The organism is Bradyrhizobium paxllaeri, from assembly GCF_001693515.2.
In the GTDB taxonomy this organism is placed as follows: domain Bacteria; phylum Pseudomonadota; class Alphaproteobacteria; order Rhizobiales; family Xanthobacteraceae; genus Bradyrhizobium; species Bradyrhizobium paxllaeri.
The window spans coordinates 3,270,544-3,290,158 of the sequence record NZ_CP042968.1 but is presented as its reverse complement, the minus strand read 5'-3'; the positions used below and the strand labels follow the sequence as shown (position 1 = coordinate 3,290,158).

Genomic DNA, 19,615 nt, shown 5'->3' with positions numbered 1-19,615 from the left:
ATGATGGATCAAGAGAAGGTAAACATTCTTCTGGTTGACGATCAGCCGGCGAAGCTGCTCGCCTATGAAGTCATCCTGAAGGAACTGGGCGAGAACCTGGTCAAGGCGTCGTCCGGTCGCGAAGCGCTCGAGTTCCTGCTGAAGAATGACGTTGCCATCATCCTGGTGGACGTCTGCATGCCGGAACTCGACGGCTTCGAGCTTGCCGCCATGATCCGCGAGCATCCGCGCTTCCAGAAGACGGCGATGATCTTCATCTCCGCGATCCAGGTCAGCGATTTCGACCGGCTGCGCGGCTATGAGATGGGCGCGGTCGATTATGTTCCGGTGCCGGTCGTGCCGGAGGTGTTGCGCGCCAAGATCAAGGTATTCGCGGAGCTCTATCGCAAGACGCGCCAGCTCGAGCGGCTCAACGTCGAGCTCGAAGACCGCGTTCGCGCCCGCACCGCCGAACTGGAGGAATCGCACGCCAGGTTGCTGGAAAGCGAGCAGCGCCGGAGCCTTGCGATCGCCGCCGGCAAGATGGGCTCGTGGGATTGGGACTGGGTCAATGGCGACTTCATGTGGGACGAAGGCCAGTATCAGATCCTCGGCGTCGATCCCGGCACGTTCGAACTGACGCCGGCCAATATCCAGGCGCTGTTTCATCCCGACGACATCAGTGAATTGCACGAGGCCTGGGCGAGTTTCGCCCGCGGCGCGAAATCCTATGAAGCGGAATTCCGCATCATCCGGCCGAATGGCGAGATGCGCTGGTGCGCGGGAACGGCGGCGGCAAGCACCGACAAGGGCGGTCGCGTCATCCGCGTTTCTGGCGTCACCGTCGACATCACCGAGCGCAAGCAGGCCGAAGAGCGGCAGAACCTCCTGGCGCGGGAAGTCGATCACCGCGCCAAGAACGCGTTGGCGCTGGCGCAATCCATCGTCCGGCTGACGCGCGGCGAGAATGTGAAGACCTACGTCCGTTCGGTGGAGGGGCGGATCAATGCGCTGGCGCGGGTGCACACCGTGCTCTCGTTGTCGAGCTGGCAAGGCGCCGAAATAAGGAAACTGATCGTGGAGGAGCTGGCCCCCTATTCCACCGGCGAGCAGATCGAATTGTCCGGTCCGGAGGTCCAGTTCGAGCCGGCGACGGCGCAGACCGTCGCGCTGGCGCTGCACGAACTCGTCACCAATTCCGCCAAGTACGGCGCGCTGTCCGCGTTGTCGGGCCGGCTGTCGGTAATCTGGGAGGAGGACCAGGCAGGCGTTCTCAGGATCACATGGTCCGAGACCGGTGGACCGCCGGTCGAAAAGCCGGTGTCACGCGGGTTCGGAACCAGAAGCGTGATCGCCAGCATCGAGTCGCAGCTCGGCGGCCGGGCCGAATTCGATTGGCGCCCCGAAGGGCTGCTGTGCCACCTGTCGGTGCCCTTGTCGCACCGGCAGTTTGCCACCGGCCCGGTTGCCGCCGACGGCGACGGTCTGCGGCGCGCCGAGCGATAAGCGGCGGACCAGCGGCCATGCAGAAGCTGTCGTCATACGCCGGACAGCTAGTGCGCGGCCCCCGCAACGGCACCGCCCCGTTGGCGCCCCAATCCCATCGACGCTTCGATCGCGCGCATCAGATCCGGCTGACGAAACGGCTTCTGCAGACAGACGACGTCGGAGAGTTCAGGCGTTCCGGACAGAAAATCCAGCGCGGTCATTCCCGAAATCGCAATCACGGGCTGGCCCGGCACGTGGGCGCGCAGCGCGACGATCAGATCGGAGCCGTTGACGCCCTGCAGGAAGATATCGACGATCGCAAGATCGAAGTGCGATTGCGCGAACAGCTTCAACGCAGATGCGGCGCTGTCTGCCTCGACGATCTCGAAACGATGGATGCGCAGCACGATGCAAATCATCGCACGAACGTCGGCCTGATCGTCAACAACAAGTACGCGGGGCATCGAGGCCTCCCGGTCGGTCGTGCGAGCAGCTTATGATGAAAATTCGTGGATTTGGCGGTTCCGCAGGCATTATTGAGCCGGTCGGTAAAGAGGTGGTTACCCTTAATCGGCCTCCCCGTCCCTCAGATAGTACCTTGGGTTGATTCCCGCCGAGGCGCCGCTAGCGTAGCTTTGAGTAGGCGATTCCTGCGTATTGGCCGGATGGTCGGCCGCATCGGATAGACTGTTTATGCGTATTTGAAACCTTTGTGACGGTTGCGTTCGCGTTCGCTGCCACTTTTTGCGGAGATGATGTTTGGGTGACGAGCGCAACATCTTTCTTTCCACGATGCCGGCGACCCGCGGCGACCGCAGGATGGCGCTCGTCGTGGTCTGCGTCTCGGCGGTGCTGTTCGCCATCGCGGTGCCGTTTGCCGGGGTGCCGCTTCCGCCGATGCCGGCATTCGTGGCGAGCTACCAGTCCGCGCTGGCCATCAACGACCTGATCACCACCGTCCTGTTGTTTTCGCAATTCGCGATTACCCGCTCGCGGGCGTTGCTGCTGCTCGCGAGCGGGTATTTGTTCACGGCGATGGCGGCCATCGTCCATGCCCTCACCTTTCCCGGCCTGTTCGCGCCAGGCGGGCTGCTCGGTGCGGGAGCGCAGACCACCGTCTGGCTCTACATGGTATGGCACGGCGTATTTCCGCTGCTGGTGCTTGGATATGCGCTGCTGAAGGCGACGGACAACGACAGGATGCGAGGCTCGGCCGGCACGGCCGTCGTGACCAGCATCGTTGCGGTCGGTGCCATGATGGCCGCGTTCACCTGGATCGTCACCGCCCAGCACGACCGTCTGCCGATCCTTCTCGGCGGCGGTCATTACACGCCGGTCATGCTTGGGGTGGTCTCCACCGTATGGTGCCTGAGCCTGGCGGCATTGGCGGTGCTGTGGCTGCGCCGGCCGCATTTCGTCCTCGACGTCTGGCTGATGGTCGTGATGAGCGCCTGGTTGTTCGATGTCGCCCTGTCGGCGATCCTGAACGTGGCGCGCTTCGATGTCGGCTTCTATCTCGGCCGCATCTACGGCCTGTGCGCCGCGAGCTTCGTGCTCACGGTGTTGCTGATCGATAATGTCGGCCTGCAGGGCAAGCTGGCGCGCCTGCTTGGAACATCGCGCCGGGAAATCGACTCGGAAAGGAATCTTCGGACTGAGCGCGAGCGCCTGTTCAGCGCCGTCGTGGAATCGTCCAACGACGCCATCATCACCAAGCTGCTCGACGGAACCATTTCCGGCTGGAACGGCGCCGCAGAGCGCCTGTTCGGCTTCACGGCGACGGAAGCGGTCGGCAAGAGCATCGATCTCATCGTGCCGCCGGACAGGCGCGCGGAGATCGGCGATATGCTGGAGCGGGTCGGCCGCGGCGAGCGGATCGAGCAGTATGAAACCTCGCGCGTCTGCAAGGACGGACGAGCCGTCGACGTTTCGCTCAGCATCTCGCCGATCAGGTCGGCTTCCGGCCAGATCATCGGCGCGTCCAAGATTGCGCGCGACATTACGGAAAGCCGGCGAACCGAGCAGGCGCTCAGCCAGGAGATGGAAGAACGGCGACGCATATTTGAATCGTCGAACGACCTCATCCTGGTGAGCGACTCCGTGGGGAATTTGATCCAGGTCAGCCCGAGCGTCATCGACATCCTCGGATATCAGCCGTCTGAAATGGTCGGACACAACGCCATCAACTTCATCCACCCCGACGATCTCGAACACACCCGCAAGGAGATGCGGGCGGGCCGGCGAGGAAGAAGCAAGCGCAATTTCGAGACGCGCTATGTCAGCAAGGACGGCAAATCCGTCACGCTGAACTGGACCGGGACGTGGTCGGAACCGGTCCGCCGCCATTTCTTCATCGGCCGCGACCTGACCGAAAAGCAGGCGGCGGAAGCCCAATTGCGGCACGCGCAGAAGATGGATGCGGTCGGCCAGCTCACGGGTGGCGTCGCCCACGACTTCAACAACATCCTGACCGTGATCACCGGCACCATCGGCATTCTGGAGGAAGCCGTCGCCGGTCAGCCGCAGCTCGCCGCCGTTGCCAAGCTGATCGACGAAGCCGCCGACCGCGGGGCCAATCTGACCAAGCACCTCCTCGCCTTTGCCCGCAAGCAGCCGCTGCAGCCGCGCGAGATCGACGTCAACGCGCTGGTGCTGGAGGCGGCGAAGCTCTTGCACCCCACGCTCGGGGAACACATCGAAATCACGCCATTGCTGGCCGAGGATGCATGGACCGCGCTGGCCGATCCGAACCAGCTCACCACGGCCGTCCTCAACCTGGCCATCAACGCGCGCGACGCCATGCCCAATGGCGGCAAGCTCGCGTTCGAGACCAGCAATGTCTTCCTCGACGAAAACTACGCGGACTTGCACAACGAGGTTGCACCCGGCCACTACGTGATGATCGCCGTCAGCGATACCGGTTCGGGCATCCCGCCCGCCCTGCTCGAACGGGTATTCGAACCGTTCTTCACGACCAAGGAAGTCGGCAGGGGCACCGGCCTCGGGCTCAGCATGGTGTTCGGCTTCGTCAAGCAATCGGGCGGACACGTCAAGATCTACAGCGAGGAAGGCCACGGCACCTCCGTCAAGATCTACCTGCCACGGGCAACGGGCCTGGATCAGACCGCGGACGAGGCGCAAGTCGCGGCCGACGTCGAGGGCGGCAGCGAAACGGTGCTCGTGGTCGAGGACGATGCGCTGGTGCGGCGCTATGTGATCACCCAGATCGAGAGCCTGGGCTACACCACGCTGGCGGCGGCCAACGCGTCCGACGCCTTGCGCATCATCGACGACGGGCCCGCCATTGACCTGCTCTTCACCGACGTGATCATGCCCGGCACCATGAACGGCCGCCAGCTCGTCGACGAGGCGCTGAAACGGCGGCCGGACCTCAAGACGCTGTACACGTCGGGCTATACCGAGAATGCCATCGTTCATCACGGCCGGCTGGATTCCGGCGTGCTGCTGCTGGCAAAGCCCTATCGCAAATCCGAACTCGCCCGGATGATCCGGCTGGCGCTTGCCAGTTGAGCAAGCCCTGCGGCTGATATATCCGTGGATGGCACGCCCCACGCGGGCGCAGCCCCAGGGACCCGCGCTTTGAAAAATCTCCTCACCGATGTTTCCGGCGTCCGCGTCGGCCACGCCCATGACGCAAGCGTCGCCTCCGGCGTCACCGCGATCCTGTTCGATTCTCCCGCTGTCGCCTCGATCGATGTACGCGGCGGCGGCCCCGGTACCCGTGAGGACGCCCTGCTGAAGCCTGAAAGCACCCTCGAGGCAATCGATGGCATCGCGCTTTCCGGCGGCTCGGCGCTTGGACTGGATGCCGCCGGCGGCGTGCAGGCGTGGCTTGCAGAACAGGGACGCGGCTTTCGGGTGCGCGACGCGCTGATCCCGATCGTCCCGGGCGCGATCTGCTTCGACCTGCTCAACGGCGGCAACAAGGCATGGGGACGCTTCCCGCCCTATCGCGATCTCGCCTACGCGGCGGCGAACACGGCGGGCGCCGATTTCTCGCTGGGCAGCGTCGGCGCCGGCCTCGGCGCGACCACGGCCAATTTCAAGGGCGGACTTGGTTCGGCTTCCGCACAGACCGAAGGGGGCGTCACCGTTGGCGCGCTCGCGGTGGTCAATGCGGTGGGCAGCGTCACGATCGGCGACGGCCCGTGGTTCTGGGCGGCGCCGTTCGAACAGGATAACGAGTTTGGCGGACGCGGACTGCCGCCCGCGTTCACGCCGGATATGCTGCGGGCGCGCCTGAAGGGCGGACCGGCGGTAACGCCTGCGGAGAACACCACGCTGGTGGTCGTGGTCACAGACGCCGTGCTGACAAAACCGCAGGCCAAACGGCTGGCGATGATCGCGCACACCGGCATGGCGCGCGCCATCTATCCCGTCCATGCAACGACTGATGGTGACGTGGTGTTTGCCGCGGCGACCGGCAAGAAGCCGGTCGATCCGCTGTTCGGCCTCACCGAGCTCGGCATGGTGGCCGCCAACACGGTCGCGCGCGCGATTGCGCGCGGCGTCCATGCTGCGACCGCGCTACCCTTTCTGGGTGCGCTTCCGGCGTGGAGCGATCGCTTCGGTTAGAGCATGTCTCCGGGCAAACGCTTCGCGCTTGTCCCGAGGAAAAGTGGATACCGGTTTTCCCTCGCGACAAACGCGGAACGCGTTTGCGCGGGAGACCATGCTCACTATGTAAAGGTCGCAGTCCGAAGGGATCTCGCCGGGTCTCGAAATCAGGCGCTCATCGAGAGCGATGCGGTGGCGCCGGACGAAATCGCCTGGGCCTGGCGTTGGATCATCTGCTCAATGAAATTGTAGGACGATGTCGCGGCGCTGGATGAACTGCCTGATACAGGCGACGTGATCGTCACCTTCGAACCATCGGCATAGGTCAGCGACGTCGTCACCGAACCGTCGCTGTTGGTAACGGTCGTGGTGGTGGCGCCCTGCAAAGCCTGCGAGAAGGGATCGGAGCCTGATCCGTTGCTACCGCTGGCATCATCAGGTTTGCGGTGACCCTTGCCGGGCCGCAGCGCCGAGGCCAGCTCCTTCAAACTGACCGAGCCGTCGCCGTCCTTGTCGAGCTTGCCGAACACACTGTCGGCTTGGGCGGCATTGTTGCCGCCGGCGGCGAGTGCCTCGAACTCCGATTTGCTGATCTTGCCGTCGCTGTCGCTGTCGACCTTGGCGAACCAATCCTTCAAAGACTTCGAGCGCATCGACAGCGACGATACATCCGAGCTGGACTGGCTTTGCGCGTCAAGCAGCGCGCTCATGGTTTCCGGCGATATCGACGAAGCGCCGCTGCCGCCCGAGCCTACTCCCGGACCGATCGAAGCCGACGCGTTCGAGGTCATCGAAGCAAACGTGCCTGCGGAGTTCTGGCTGGCGCCGCTGGTCTGCGCAGACGATTTCGACGACGCTAGCGCCTTGAGGGCATCGATGGCCGATGACGCGGCGCCCAGAGCAAAGAACATGGCGGAACTCCAACAGGCCGCAGGGACAGCGGCTGAACGTGCTCCCCTCTCCTCAGCAAGCGTCGTGCCAGTGCGAAAAGCCCAATAAAACCGGGCATTCCCGCATTCGTACGCTCCATTCAACCCGGCAATAGATGCCTGTCGCGGCAGATTTTGCCTCGGAAGACAGCTCGAACTGGCAACCAGACATCACTCCGGCCGAAATGTAGTGAGCCTTGTGAGGTTCGCTGGGCCGGGTAGGCAAACAACCCGGCCCAGCGTCAATACGGTTATCCGGTTAGGGCGGCGCGCGCACGCTTGAGGTCAGCCGTTCCTGCTCCTTCATCAAACGAGCGGCAGATCGGTTCTAGAAGCGCGCGCGCCTCATCAAGCCTTCCTTGCGTCCGCCAGAGTTCTGCAAGGCTGGTGGCGGCGCGCAATTCCAGGGACCTCGCGCTTTGACCGCGCGCCACTTCCATAGACTTCATAAGATGGGACTCGGCTTCGCTTACCTCGGAGGGGTTGAGTGCCAAAAGAATTTGCGCTCTCTGCCGATGCAATTCCGCTTCCCATGACCTGCCTGTCACGTCATCAATATTGGCCAAGACCCCATCGACAATCGCTAGCGCGCGCTCATTTTCGCCGGCCCTGGCGTGCATGTCCGCCAGCCAGCTATCCATCATTGGAAGCATGAAGCCAAGGCCGTTGAGCCGCGCTTCCTCGATTCCCCGTGCTATTTCGGCTCGGGCCTCTCCAACTCGACCTAATTCACCGATTGCCCGGCCTCGCGATATTCTCGACAAGATCACATACAGCGAAAACCGCTGCTCTTGCGACATTTCGAAGCTTTTTTCGGCGCTTTCGAAGGCGCGAGTGGCATCGCCACGGAGAAGGTGCACAACGGAGGTCATGTAATGGGCAAACGCCAGCGTGTAGGGGTGACCAAGATCTTGTGCCAACGCGAGCGCTTCCGAAACACGCAAGAGCGCTCGATCGGGATAGCCCAGGAACCACAGGCACCACGACTGGAGCAGCAGCGAAGCCACTTGGGGCTCCACCATGTAAAGGCCGGATAGCGGCTGTTTTCCTTTGCCACCTGAAAGCTTGATTGTCTCCTCGAAATGGCTCGCTGACGACTGGAAGTCCCCGATAGTCAATAGCGTGCTGCCCATCACCCTATGAGCCACCATCAGCAGCACGGGGTCGGACAACGCTTCTGACCGCGACAGAAACTCTTCGGCCATTGGCAGCGCCTCATCATGCCGTGCGCACATCCAGGAGTGCCCCCACAACCCAAACAGGGCCTGGAAATATTCCGGGATGTTGCCAAGTTGCAGGCATAGAGCGCGCGCCCGGGAAAACGCTTCGCAGGTTTCCGCGGAGGCATACCCTCGAACGGCGATAAGCGGTATTCCCAATGCCAGTTGAATGTCGATCTCCTGCTTGGTCCGTTCGGGCGCTTCGGGCAACGCGCTCAGGAGCTGAAGTGCCTTTCGAAAATTAGCAATCGCTTCGACGTTGGCGGAATGCGCGAGCGCGTATTGCCCGGATTTGAACCAGCAACGGATAGCCAGTTGGTGATTGCCTGCTTCTTGATGGTGATAGGCCAGGACTTCGGGTTGATTGTCTGCAAGTTCGGGAAAGTCTTGCTCCAAAATCGCCGCGATGTCCGAGTGGATCTGCTGCCGTTTGCTCCTAAGCAAAGACGCGTACATCGCATCGCGCAACAACACATGCTTGAAGGCGTAACGCACGAAAGGCGAAATGTCGACTTGATATATGATATCAGCCCGCTCGAGCAACGAGAGGGCTGACAGCATATCCTCTTCGTCAGCTTGTGAGACTGCCGACAGGAGGTCATAGGAGAATTCGCGTCCGATCACAGCCGCTATCTGTGCAAGTTTGCGACCCGGCGCGACGCGATCGAGCCGCTCCATCAATGCGTCACTCAGCGTCTCTGGAACCTTCAGCAAAGCTGGTTTTGCCGTGCGCTCGAAAGCACCTCGCGTTCGCAAAGGTACGCTCAACGTACTGTTTGTCAGTTCCTCTATGTATAGCGGGACGCCATCGGCCTTCTCGATAATCTGATCGAGCAGCGATTCGGGCATGTTCCCGCCCCTCAGGAGACCTTGGATCATTGCCTTGACTTCGGTGTGCGACAATCGAGTGAGCGAGTGCACCGTGGTGTTGGGATGAGAAATCCATGCGGGCCGGAACTCCGGTCGGCACGACACAATAAGCAGCACGCGCGCGTGGTCGATCCGACTGATAATCAATTGAAGAAATTCCTGCGTCGTGTGATCCACCCAATGCATATCCTCGAAGATGCACACGGTGGGACGCTGGGCGGAAAACGCCAAGAGCATGTCGACAAGCGTACCGATCGTCCTGTTCTTTATTTGCTGCGGCGTAAGACCGGAAAATTCCAGGTGATCTTCCAAAGGGATTGATAGCAGGTTTGCAATCAGCAGGACCGGCTCTATTGAATTTTCAGTTGAGAGCGGAAGGTAAGCCTTAAGCTTGGCGAGCTTTTCCGAGTCGCTCTCGCGAGCGGTTAGTTGCGCCGCTTGCCGGATCTGCTCCTTTACCGGAAAAAGCGCGCTCTGAGCGTGATAGGGCGAGCACTGATGGTGCAGCAGGACGTGTGGCTCCAGCTGAATTTGCGATGTCAATTCGTGGAGAAGTCTTGATTTTCCGACGCCGGGAATACCCGAAAGGAAAATGACTTGGCCGTCACCCTCTTTGACTTTCTGCCACCTGTCGAGCAGCAAGCTCAGCTCGCTTGAGCGTCCAACGAGCGGAGTAAGCGAGCCCGCATGCGCAGCCTCGAACCGGCTGGCGGTATCTTTGACCGAGAGCACGCGGTATACATGAATAGGTTCAGTTACGCCTTTGAGCTCCTTGAGCCCCAGGTCCTGAAAATCAAAAGCTGCCGATACGAGGCGCCTGGTCGATTCCGAGATGAGAGCCGTGTTGACAGCAGCAAGAGCCTGTAGTCGCGCGGCAATGTTCGGGGTCTCTCCTACCGCGTCCATCGACCACGAACCGCTGGCGCCCATTTCGCCGACAACCACCGGGCCCGAGGAAATACCTACCCGGCAAGCCAGGGTAACAGGCACTGAAAGCTTCGGTACTCCGGAAACGATCTCCAGGGCGGCGTGAATGGCACGCGCGGCGTCATCCTCGTGTGATTTGAAAATTGCCATCACGCCATCGCCGATATAGCGGGGGACCTCGCCTCCGTAGCGCGAAATTGCCGTGCTGCACTCCGCCCGATACGCTTCAATGGCTTTCTGGAGATCCTCAGGATCCAACTGCTCCGACAGCTGCGTGGATCCCACCAGATCGACAAACAAGACTGTTATCTGACGGAATTCAACTTCGCCTTGTTGCAAACGTGATGGCGCCGTTGCAACGCCTGAAACCGCGGTCGTTGCGGCGGTGTGTCGGCGCGCACCGGTCAAGTCTTCAATGGCCCTGAGCAGCTTCTTGCGATGACCTAACGAGGAAATTCCAAGTTTTTGGAGGTCATCTTCCGTCAGTTCTGCAAGAACGGAGTAATCGATGTTGTTTTCTTCGAAAGTCTGGGCGTACTGACCCAGACCATGGCTACTGAGCCACTCGGCTAACTCGGCGGTTGACTTCGTCATTGCAGAGGCCCCGACGCCCGCGATGTGACTGCCGCTGTTGCTTTCGATCAATGCACCTTCTGGTGCGCACTTAGCACATTAGCACTTCTTTTGCATGGCGACATCAAAATGGGCCAAGGGCTTGCCTCGGAAACATCGTCAGTGCGTCAAGCCTGGGGATAGCGGGATGCTCGACGCCGGCAGCGCCGCACGGGTCGCAGAAGGGTGCGAGAAGCTGAAGCTTGGCGCACCGATGCCAACCGCGCTCACCGGGCAGCCCATCATGGGAGCCACGCAGGCATCGTCGTTTGAAACCGCAACCGCAATGGCCGTCACGCCATTCAGCTCATGCCGCGGGCCGAGCCCCGCGCTTTTCATCGTGCGACGGATATGAACCGAGACAGTACGGGAGCGCCTCTCCGAGCGCCTGTTCAATTTCCTCGAGCAGTTCCGCATCGGATTTGAGGAGTTCGTGATTATATCCCTTCGCCAGAATCAATGCCGATTGGTACGTCTCCCGAACGACCTTGATACGGTCATCTGCGGGAAGCGAGGCGACGAACTTGATCGTTTCTTCGACGTGGCTGGCCTCGCTTCCGAGGGCGCTGTGACTTCTAAGGAATCGGGTTGCATCGACGCCATCCGGACACATCGCCTGCACCTTCTTGACATCGGCCTCCTGCTTGAGCGCGGCAATACGCTCCAGGCAGTAAGAATAGCCGATGCATCCGATGGGATAATCCTCAACACAGAGATCGTCGAAGCGCTTGCAGAGCGGCTTGATGCCCTCCGGGATGAAGTTGGCGACGAGCCGCTCGGCGGGCACTCCCAGCGCACGCAGGTCCTTCAGCGCGAGCCGGTCGTGACCGGTCTCCTCACGGGCCCGCTCTTCAAGGTAGGCAGCGACCTCGGGTCTCCCCAGGTCGTTGAAGCGCCTGGCGGCACGCTGGAGATTTCGAGGTGTGTCGACAGACGTGTGATAGGCGCCGACCAGCGCGACGATGTAGGCCACGAGCGTCGGCTCCGGGTGCGCGAGACGATTTTCAATTCCGGCAAATCCGAGATTGATTGCACCGTCCAGCAGGCTGACCGTGCTGCCCATCGCGCCGATGCCCGTCATAGGCGTCGCGAATGGATCTGCGTCCCCTTTGCCGCTCGAGGTATGAAACCAGACCTCTCCCGACTCGCGAGCAATGATCGAAATATCGCCCGTGACTTTGACCCACTCTGCTATCTGCCGTGCCATTCGAAGCCTCCCACTTCCAGTGCTCGCCAATGATGATCGGCGGACGCGACTGATGTGTATTGAGCTTAGGGCATGGCAGCGGACACGCCGCCTTGCCCGAACCCTGGTCGTAACAGCGTTAGATTCCGTTGGGCGTGCAGGCCATCAGCAAACGGGCCGTATCGAGAAGAGAGCTGCGCGAGGCGAAGGGCGTCCCGATGCGCGTTTGATCCGGAAGCACAAAGACGACTTCATTGGCATCTTGCATTACATAGTTGTCGCGATCGTGCTCTAGTTCCGAGATAACGACGGCCCGCTTCAGATTGAAGCCTCGTGCATTGACCGATGATGTGGCGATCTGAACGGCAATGTCCGTCGGCTTGGGAGAATCGCCAGGGTTCAGCGGCGTCTCTCGTTCCAATAGTTTGCTTCGAAAGTCTTCATTAGACCACGCCTCGACAATCATTTCTGCGAGGCCATCATTGGGACTAAAGGAAAAGCTGGGTATCGTTACAGTGTCTGGTGTTACTACGCTGGGATTAGGATTTGGGACTAGCTTTTTAATGGCCATGGTCGCCTTCCTCGCTAAGCAGGTTCAGCAACTTAATCAGAGTAAGTATTTTGCGGAGGGCCAGCAGCTTGCCGTCCGCCTAGCTCAACTACCTTAGTTGTAGATTTTTGTTGTGGCAAGTTGGAATAGTCTATCGGCCTAAAGGACAATACATGCACTGTGCCGACGGAAAGACCTGCGGCCGGCTCCCGGCGCGGCGATCATGGTTTTGTGCCTCGGCGCCCGGTTGGACGGTACGTGGTCGCAATCTGTACAGTTGACTGCTGTCCATCTCCTCGCTCTCGAGCATGTCTTCATGCCAGGTCGAAGCCAGTGTTCAGTCCAACGATTTCACGGCATGACGGATAGCCTTGCCTTTCAAGCTCGAAGCCGAACCGATCCAACAGATCCGTTACGGCCTATCATGCTTGCATTTCGTGGCGAGCGCCGCGATTGCCAGCATTGCCCTCGGCCGCCCTGCATGTTACCCGGAGCCACTCCGCCCACTCGCAAGCGTTTCGGGAAAGCGCACATGTCTCAGCAATTTGCGTCACGTCCCCTCGTCATCGCGCCGTCGATCCTGGCCGCGGATTTCGCCAAGCTTGGCGAGGAGGTTCGCGCCGTCGACGCGGCGGGCGCCGACTGGATCCATCTCGACGTGATGGACGGGCATTTCGTGCCGAACATTTCCTACGGCCCCGACGTCATCAAGGCGATGCGCCCGCACACCAAGAAGATCTTCGACGCCCATCTGATGATCTCGCCCTGCGACCCCTATCTCGAGGCGTTCGCAAAGGCCGGCTGCGATCACATCACCGTCCATGCCGAGGCCGGCCCGCATCTGCATCGTTCGCTGCAGGCGATCCGCGCGCTCGGCAAGAAGGCCGGCGTCTCGCTCAACCCCGGCACGCCGGTGAGCGCGATCGAATATGTCATCGACCTGATCGATCTGGTGCTTGTCATGTCGGTCAATCCCGGCTTCGGCGGCCAGGCCTTCATCAAGTCCGCGCTCGGCAAGGTCAGCGATATCAGGGCGATGACGGCGGGACGTCAGATCGACATCGAGGTCGATGGCGGCGTGGGACCCGATGTCGCCGGCCAGCTCGCCGCCGCCGGCGCCAACGCGCTGGTCGCGGGCTCCGCGGTATTCAAGGGCGGCACCGTGGACAGCTACAAGGCCAACATTTCCGCGATCCGTCATGCGGCGGCGCTGGCGCGCGGCGAAGCGGCCTGACGCGGATCGCCCGTCCCTCACGCGCCGAACCATTCCTTATGCCGTCGCGACATTCGAGCTAGCCGACATCGGCCGCGGCGCCGGCCATATCAACTTCGCGTCGGGGCGATCGACCCGCTCTCCCGAGACCGATTACACCGGCCGCTACGGGTTCCGCTCCGTGCGAAACCCTTCAGGTGTCGGCGAAATTCTGGAGCGCGCACGGCGTCGAACCCCGTAAGCTCGCCGGCAGGAAAGCCACAACGGCGTGCTGCAAGCCATGGAACCCTAAAGTCCATGCTGCGGCCACAAAGCGTCACGCATCTCGCCATAAAGGCAGATCAGCATCCCGCCTTTCACGGATGGGACAAAAATATGATCAAGGCCTTCACCACTGCCGCATTGCTCCTGGTCCTCGCGCCCTCGGCCGCGCTCGCGCAGCGTGCCGGTGATGCTGCGCTGGGCGCGGTCGCCGGCGCCGTCGTGCTTGGACCGGTCGGGGCCGTGGCCGGCGCCTTCGTCGGCTACACCGCCGGGCCTTCGATCTCGCGCTCATGGGGACTGGAAGGCTCGCGCTCGTCGCGGCATCGGCGGCAGTCGTCACGCGACAGCGTGCGCGGCGCGAGGGCGGAAGCCGTCGGCCCCGCCGAACGAAGCGGCCGCGCCACCAGCTATCCCGCGCCGAACCCGCCGCGCTCAAAGGCGCCGCCTGTCCAGACACTCGAGTGAATACGCGCCGCGATCCGGCGCTACCCCTCGCCTTCCGCGACCACCGCCGACCGCGGCGGACGCACCACCGTCACGCTGCAAGCGGCTTCGGCGGCGACCTTGCCGGCGACGCTGCCGAGCAAGGTGCGCAGCATGGAGTTCTGTCGCGCGCCCATCACGATGTGATCGACATGGTTGACCCTGGTGAATTCCAGGATCGCGGCGGCGGGATCGATGGCCTCCAGCACGTGCACCGTAAGCCGGCCCTCGTCGAGCTCCAGCGGCTGCGCCCAATGCCGGAGCGCTACCATGCGGTCGATATGCTTGTTGTTGCCCTGCTCGTCGAGCGTGCGATCGATGGTGATGCGGCCGAGCTTGAGCACGTTGAGACAGGCGAGCCGCGCCGACGGCAATGTCGAGAGTAGCTGTGCGGCGGTCCGGCGCAGGCAATCGTTGAGCATCGGCGACCCCTCCTCGGTGTCGAGCGCAACGACCACAATCGGCCCCAAAGCGAGTTGGGCCGCCACATCGGATTTCGATTTCGGCACGGCTACGCCCTGATTGAAGCGGCGGCGCCATACCGTGCTGAGCGGATCGCGCTTTAGCCGCTCCGAGCGCGCCGTCAGCTTGACCTGGTCGGGATGGGCCAGTTCGAACGCCAGTTGGGAAGCTGTCGGATGGCGCCAGACCGGCTCGATCTCCAGGCACCGCAGCACGATTTCCTGCAGCCAGGGCGGATAGTCCGGCCGCAATTGGCGCGGCGGATAGGGATCGCGCCACAGCCGCCGGCGCATGCCGCGGAGCGTTTCGCTCTCGCCGAACGGCCGCTCGCCGGTGGTGAAGAAGTAGAGCAGCACGCCGAGCGAAAACAGATCGCTGCGCGGATCGTCGCGAACACCGAGCAGGCGCTCCGGCGCCATATAAGGCGCGGTGCCGTAAGGCAGACGAAACTCTTCCTGCAGCAAATCCGGCAACTGGTTGTGATGCGACAGGCCGAAATCGATCAGCACGCATTCGCCGGAGGGACGGAACATGATGCTGCTTGGCTTGATGTCGTGGTGGATGACGTTCTGCCGGTGCAGGTCCGCCAGCGCGGTGGCGATCTGTCCCCCGATCACCCTCGCCTCTTCATAGGGGATCGGCAGCCTGTCGATCCGGCTCAGAAGCGTCTGGCCGGGAATGCGCTCCATGACGACATAGGCCTGACGGCTGAAATCGCCGCTGCCGAAGCAGCCCGGCACGTGCGGCCCAGCCAGCCGCGGCAGGATCATCTGTTCCATTTCGAAAGAGACGATGGCGGCTGGATCCTCGCCCTCGGACGCCCGCGGCACTTTCATCAGTATCGGCACGGTGATGCCGGGATGGGTCACCGTCCACAGCGTCGCCATGCCGCCCTGGTGGACGCGCTCGCCGATCGTGAAGCCGTCAAGCTCTGCGCCAGGCGCGATTGCAGGCTTCGCCATCCCTTACTTCCCCATGAGCAAACGATCGGCCAGCCAATGCGGCAGACCGTTGGCGCGAATCCGATCCGCCGCCGCCTCCACATCATACGGCACGCGGCAATAGGTGATCTCGCGCGAGGTCGTGTCGAGCATCGCGAACGAGGCCGCCGGGTCGCCGTCGCGCGGCTGCCCGACGGAGCCGACAACGGCGAGCCAGCGCCGGCCGCCGAGCAACTGCACCGGCACGTCCGTGGTCGGGATGAAGCTCGTCATCTTCGCCGCCGGCGACATCGAATAGAGCGCCGGCCGGTGGATATGTCCGCAGAAGGTGACATGGGCGTCGGTGGCCTCGATGCTGCGCGCGGCATCCGGCGTGTCGCGTACATAGCGCCATTGCGACGGGTGCGAGGCTTCGGAGTGCACGTAGAGGCGATCGTCTTCGCGCACGCGGAGCGGCAATTCCGCCAGAAAGCGCCGTTGCGCGACGCTCAGCCTGCCGCGTGTCCACTCGATCGCGGCCGTGGCTGCGGCATTCATGTTCTCGGACGGGGTGCCGACGGCGTGATCATGGTTGCCGATGACGGCAAGCGCGCCGTCATCGACAAGGCCCATCACGGTATCGACCGACCATTCCGGGTCGGCGCCATAGCCGACGACATCGCCCAGGCAGACGATCCGTTCCGCGCCGCGGGCGCGCGCGGCATTAAGACACGCGCTGAACGCCTGCCGGTTAGCATGGATATCGGCAAAGATAGCCAGCCGCACATTTTCCTCCGCATCCATCATCGCGCACGCACCAGCGCCTGCCTTGATGGATATCAAACAACAGGCGGCTTGCGGGTTGCAATCAGGCGGAAGGCGCGAGGGTCACGGGACATCGCCGCTCGCAGCGGCGATCAATAGTGCGGGAAAAGGTCAACGCTTGCGCGGCGCTTCCAGACCCTTGAGCAACAGCCCAAGCAGCGCGTCGATCCGCGCCGGGGCACCGGGTTCGTTCCATTCCTCAGCATGCGCGGGATGGTGGAAGCGGCTGGTGGCGTCGAAAATGGCGCGCGCCGTCGCCTTGACGTCGGCGACCTCAAACGTGCCCTGCTTCACGCCGTCGGAGAGGATCAGCGCGATCTGATCGACCAGGCAGTCCTTGTGGCAGGACACGGCCTTGCAGGCCTCGCGCGCCAGCGTCAGGTAGGTCGCAAACATTTCGGGGTCGTCGCCGAGCCGCTCGTGCTTGATCGCGAACATCGTTCGCAGCCATTTATCGAGCCGCGCCGGCGCCGGGCCGGACGCTTGCGCGACCTTCAAGAGCGGCGCGCTGAGACGGTCAAGCCAGCGCTTGGCCACCGCCTCGCGCAACGAGGCCTTGCTGGGGAAATGGCGGTAGACGCTGCCGTGGCTGACATCGAGGGCGCGGGCAACATCCACCACCGTTGCCTTGGCTAGTCCGTAGCGGCGCAGAACGTCCTCGGTAACCTCCAGGATCCGCTCGGGGGTCAGAGCCACGACTTCGTTCATGCGCGCACCTGCGAAACGATCGGACGAGTGGTCATTCTAGTCCCCCTGTAATGCCCCGGACGAGCTTAATGTTTCGCCGGTTCCAGCCGCTCGGCCTGGGCGGCCAGGTGACGGGCTACGCTCTGGTCGAGCCAGCGCTGGATTTGGGTAGCCAGATGAATGATGTGGGCAGTCATAACGGTAGTCCTTTGCAAGTCCCCGGCTCAGTGCCAACGAGCCGGGTGACGCCCAATACCGGCGTCGGCAATGGATATAGCATGTCTCGCTGACAGATTTCAATATCTGTCAGTCAATAATCCGTGATTGATCGACCTTTCCAGAGCCTGTTCGCCCGCACCCGGGACCTACTGCTGGTCCTTGGGCGGCATCCGCGGCGGGAGCAGCGGCGTAAACGACACCCCGTCGCCGTCGCGGGGCACTGCGGCCAATCCCTCGCCTGTGGAGGAGTCGCCTCCCGAAGTATCGATGATCGCGGTGGGCATGATGTATTCCCGGGCGGCCTGGAGAAGGTTGCCTCCGCCATCGCCAAAATCGGCGGCGCGGCCGCCCTGCGGACGCCCGGCGGCGATCTCGCTGGCCGCCTTGTCGGTCTTTTGCGCAAGCCTGTCGCTATAGGGAAGCCGATGGGCCCGCGGAACGCCGCTCGGCCGATTGCCGTCGTCGAGCGCCTCGACCCAGAGGTAGATCGAGCCCGGATCACCCTCCAGCGAGTGCGGCTCCACGATCCGGGCCTGCAGCAGCTTGAAGCTTGCGGGCAGCGCGTCGACGCTGGCCCAGCCCAACAATCCGCGAACGCCGATGAAGCTCGCAATGTAGAACGCGCTGGTCACGACCACCGCGACCGCCTTGGCCGACCAGGGCAAGCGGGCATAGACCAGCACAATCAGCAGCAGCGCGCCGATCAGCGCGTAGGCGATGGAGAGCGTGAGCACGACCGATTGCAAATTATTCACGGCGCATCCTGACACCGGTTTTCGGATCGAGGTCCGCACCATTGGCGCGGACATTGCGGAACGTCTCCATTAGCGACTTCTGCCGCTGCTGGACGTCGACCACCTTGCCCTCGGCATCGAGCCAGAAGCGCAGCGCGGTCTTTTCCTCGCCGGTGTGGTCCACCGTCAGCCTGTCGTCGAAGATCACCTGTGCGGTCGGATTGAGTTTCTGGACCTTCACCTTCACCGCGACGGGCTGGCCGGTGGTGGCCTGAAAGTGCGAGATGTTGACCGTATACTCGCCGGGGACGACGCCGCGCACGGTGACGATCTCCTCTCGGATCGGCGAGTGAATCTTCTTGCCGTTGACGACGATGAAATCGTTGGCGCCGCCGCGATCGTCGCGGTCGAGCGTGAGGAAGCCGGCCTCGCGGCGGCGGTACCAGGCGATGTTGCCGGCGGGGTCCTGCACGAACAGGTCGAGATCATCAGGGTGATTGTCGGGCCAGTCCATGGTGATGATGAACTCGGCTTTGGAATCGATCTTGCCGTCCTTGGCGTCCGGCGAGACCGCCAGTAGCGCCAGGAAGAACAGGAACGCGATCACCTGCAGCGCCTTGAACAGCATCACGCCGAGCGGATCGAACGGCTCCTCGCGCGGATAGAGACCGAAATCATCCATCATGGCGGCGTTCCAGCGTGGGCGTGACGTGCGTCTCGGTCAGCATGACGGCGTCGGAAAACACCCGCTGGGTCGCGGCATCCAGCATGTAGTATTGAATCTTCACGAGGATGGAGCCGATCAGGCCGGCCAGCGTCGTGTACATCGCCACCGCCATGCCGTCGCTCATCAGGCCCATGGACGATTTCATCGCGGCCTTGTCCGCCGCGTCCAGCGTTGCGATCGGCGCCAGCATGATGATGAAGCCGATGATGGTGCCGAGCAGCCCGAGCTTCATCAGCGTGTCTGATACGAAGGCGCCAAACCCGTTGGAGCCGCGCAGGCGATCGGCGAGCGAGCGCAGCAAGAGCGTCTGGTCGATCCGCCCGGCGGGCTGCGCCTGCGCCTTCATCACCAGGTTGCGGATGTGATCCGGCACCAGGCCGCCCGGAAGCGCACGCACGTCATCAAGGCTCCTTGCCCCGCCGGGAGCCGACAGGATAGCGCGGCAGCGGCGCGTGATCTCGCCCTCGCGCGCGATCGCGCGGCTGCGCCAGAAGCAATGGAAGCAGGTGAGGATGTAGAGAACGGCGATGACGCTCGAAATATAGGTGCGGTCTGAAACGACCATCAGATGGAGCAACCCGTATCGCCATAAGACGACCATGGCGAAAACCGATAGCCCGGTGAAGATCATCCACAACAGCAGGACGCTGCGTTCCGACGTATCCGCCGGCGACAAGGTGTCGGCGCTTGCCGTGGTACTCATGTAGCGCAGCTCCTTGGGCAAACCGCAGGCTTCACCCGA

The 19,615-nt window shown here is 62.5% G+C and carries 16 protein-coding genes; 5 read left to right on the top strand and 11 right to left on the bottom strand.

Going from position 1 to position 19,615, the window contains the following annotated elements:
* Positions 1 to 3 precede the first annotated feature (3 nt).
* The gene (locus tag LMTR21_RS15520) at positions 4 to 1,485 is read left to right on the top strand and encodes an HWE histidine kinase domain-containing protein (RefSeq protein WP_065750408.1); all 1,482 of its coding nucleotides are present in this window, start codon (positions 4 to 6) and stop codon (positions 1,483 to 1,485) included.
* Between the two features lie 47 nt (positions 1,486 to 1,532).
* On the opposite strand, the gene LMTR21_RS15515 is transcribed toward LMTR21_RS15520, so the two are convergent.
* Complete coding sequence (locus LMTR21_RS15515; RefSeq protein ID WP_065750327.1) at positions 1,533 to 1,931, bottom strand: response regulator; 399 nt, start codon at positions 1,929 to 1,931, stop codon at positions 1,533 to 1,535.
* Positions 1,932 to 2,259: 328 nt separating this feature from the next.
* Between LMTR21_RS15515 and LMTR21_RS15510 the strand changes: the two genes are divergently transcribed.
* Both LMTR21_RS15510 and LMTR21_RS15505 read left to right on the top strand, forming a co-directional pair.
* The gene (locus tag LMTR21_RS15510; RefSeq protein WP_084030374.1) at positions 2,260 to 4,998 is read left to right on the top strand and encodes a PAS domain S-box protein; all 2,739 of its coding nucleotides are present in this window, start codon (positions 2,260 to 2,262) and stop codon (positions 4,996 to 4,998) included.
* Between the two features lie 69 nt (positions 4,999 to 5,067).
* The gene (locus tag LMTR21_RS15505; protein WP_065750325.1) at positions 5,068 to 6,063 is read left to right on the top strand and encodes a P1 family peptidase; all 996 of its coding nucleotides are present in this window, start codon (positions 5,068 to 5,070) and stop codon (positions 6,061 to 6,063) included.
* Between the two features lie 149 nt (positions 6,064 to 6,212).
* On the opposite strand, the gene LMTR21_RS15500 is transcribed toward LMTR21_RS15505, so the two are convergent.
* From LMTR21_RS15500 to LMTR21_RS15485, 4 genes are all read right to left on the bottom strand, one after another.
* Positions 6,213 to 6,956 (bottom strand): EF-hand domain-containing protein, encoded by a 744-nt coding sequence (locus tag LMTR21_RS15500; RefSeq protein WP_065750324.1) that lies wholly within the window; start codon positions 6,954 to 6,956, stop codon positions 6,213 to 6,215.
* Positions 6,957 to 7,225: 269 nt separating this feature from the next.
* A complete protein-coding gene (locus LMTR21_RS15495; protein ID WP_084030365.1) occupies positions 7,226 to 10,636 on the bottom strand; it encodes an adenylate/guanylate cyclase domain-containing protein in 3,411 nt (1,136 codons plus the stop codon).
* Positions 10,637 to 10,910: 274 nt separating this feature from the next.
* Entirely contained in the window at positions 10,911 to 11,810 is a 900-nt protein-coding gene (locus LMTR21_RS15490; RefSeq protein ID WP_141688049.1) for a hypothetical protein, read from the bottom strand.
* Between the two features lie 118 nt (positions 11,811 to 11,928).
* Complete coding sequence (locus LMTR21_RS15485) at positions 11,929 to 12,360, bottom strand: hypothetical protein (protein WP_141688048.1); 432 nt, start codon at positions 12,358 to 12,360, stop codon at positions 11,929 to 11,931.
* Positions 12,361 to 12,871: 511 nt separating this feature from the next.
* Here LMTR21_RS15485 and rpe point away from each other — a divergent pair.
* Both rpe and LMTR21_RS15475 read left to right on the top strand, forming a co-directional pair.
* The gene (gene rpe, locus LMTR21_RS15480; protein WP_065750321.1) at positions 12,872 to 13,573 is read left to right on the top strand and encodes a ribulose-phosphate 3-epimerase; all 702 of its coding nucleotides are present in this window, start codon (positions 12,872 to 12,874) and stop codon (positions 13,571 to 13,573) included.
* Positions 13,574 to 13,927: 354 nt separating this feature from the next.
* Positions 13,928 to 14,281: a hypothetical protein gene (locus tag LMTR21_RS15475; RefSeq protein ID WP_065750406.1), complete on the top strand. Its 354-nt coding sequence runs from the start codon at positions 13,928 to 13,930 to the stop codon at positions 14,279 to 14,281.
* A gap of 20 nt (positions 14,282 to 14,301) precedes the next feature.
* Here LMTR21_RS15475 and LMTR21_RS15470 read toward each other — a convergent pair whose 3' ends face one another.
* From LMTR21_RS15470 to LMTR21_RS15445, 6 genes are all read right to left on the bottom strand, one after another.
* Complete coding sequence (locus LMTR21_RS15470; protein WP_065750319.1) at positions 14,302 to 15,723, bottom strand: bifunctional serine/threonine-protein kinase/universal stress protein; 1,422 nt, start codon at positions 15,721 to 15,723, stop codon at positions 14,302 to 14,304.
* Between the two features lie 3 nt (positions 15,724 to 15,726).
* Complete coding sequence (locus tag LMTR21_RS15465; RefSeq protein ID WP_065750405.1) at positions 15,727 to 16,467, bottom strand: metallophosphoesterase family protein; 741 nt, start codon at positions 16,465 to 16,467, stop codon at positions 15,727 to 15,729.
* A 150-nt stretch (positions 16,468 to 16,617) separates the two neighbouring features.
* Positions 16,618 to 17,214, bottom strand: a complete 597-nt coding sequence (locus tag LMTR21_RS15460) for a TetR/AcrR family transcriptional regulator (RefSeq protein ID WP_065750318.1) — start codon at positions 17,212 to 17,214, stop codon at positions 16,618 to 16,620.
* A gap of 344 nt (positions 17,215 to 17,558) precedes the next feature.
* Positions 17,559 to 18,167 (bottom strand): hypothetical protein, encoded by a 609-nt coding sequence (locus tag LMTR21_RS15455; RefSeq protein ID WP_065750317.1) that lies wholly within the window; start codon positions 18,165 to 18,167, stop codon positions 17,559 to 17,561.
* Positions 18,160 to 18,831, bottom strand: a complete 672-nt coding sequence (locus tag LMTR21_RS15450; protein ID WP_065750316.1) for a DUF2135 domain-containing protein — start codon at positions 18,829 to 18,831, stop codon at positions 18,160 to 18,162. The genes LMTR21_RS15455 and LMTR21_RS15450 overlap by 8 nt, the downstream gene beginning before the upstream one ends.
* Positions 18,821 to 19,576, bottom strand: coding sequence for a MotA/TolQ/ExbB proton channel family protein (locus LMTR21_RS15445; protein ID WP_065750404.1), 756 nt, complete (start codon positions 19,574 to 19,576; stop codon positions 18,821 to 18,823). Before LMTR21_RS15445 ends, LMTR21_RS15450 begins: the two co-directional genes overlap by 11 nt.
* Positions 19,577 to 19,615: the final 39 nt, after the last annotated feature.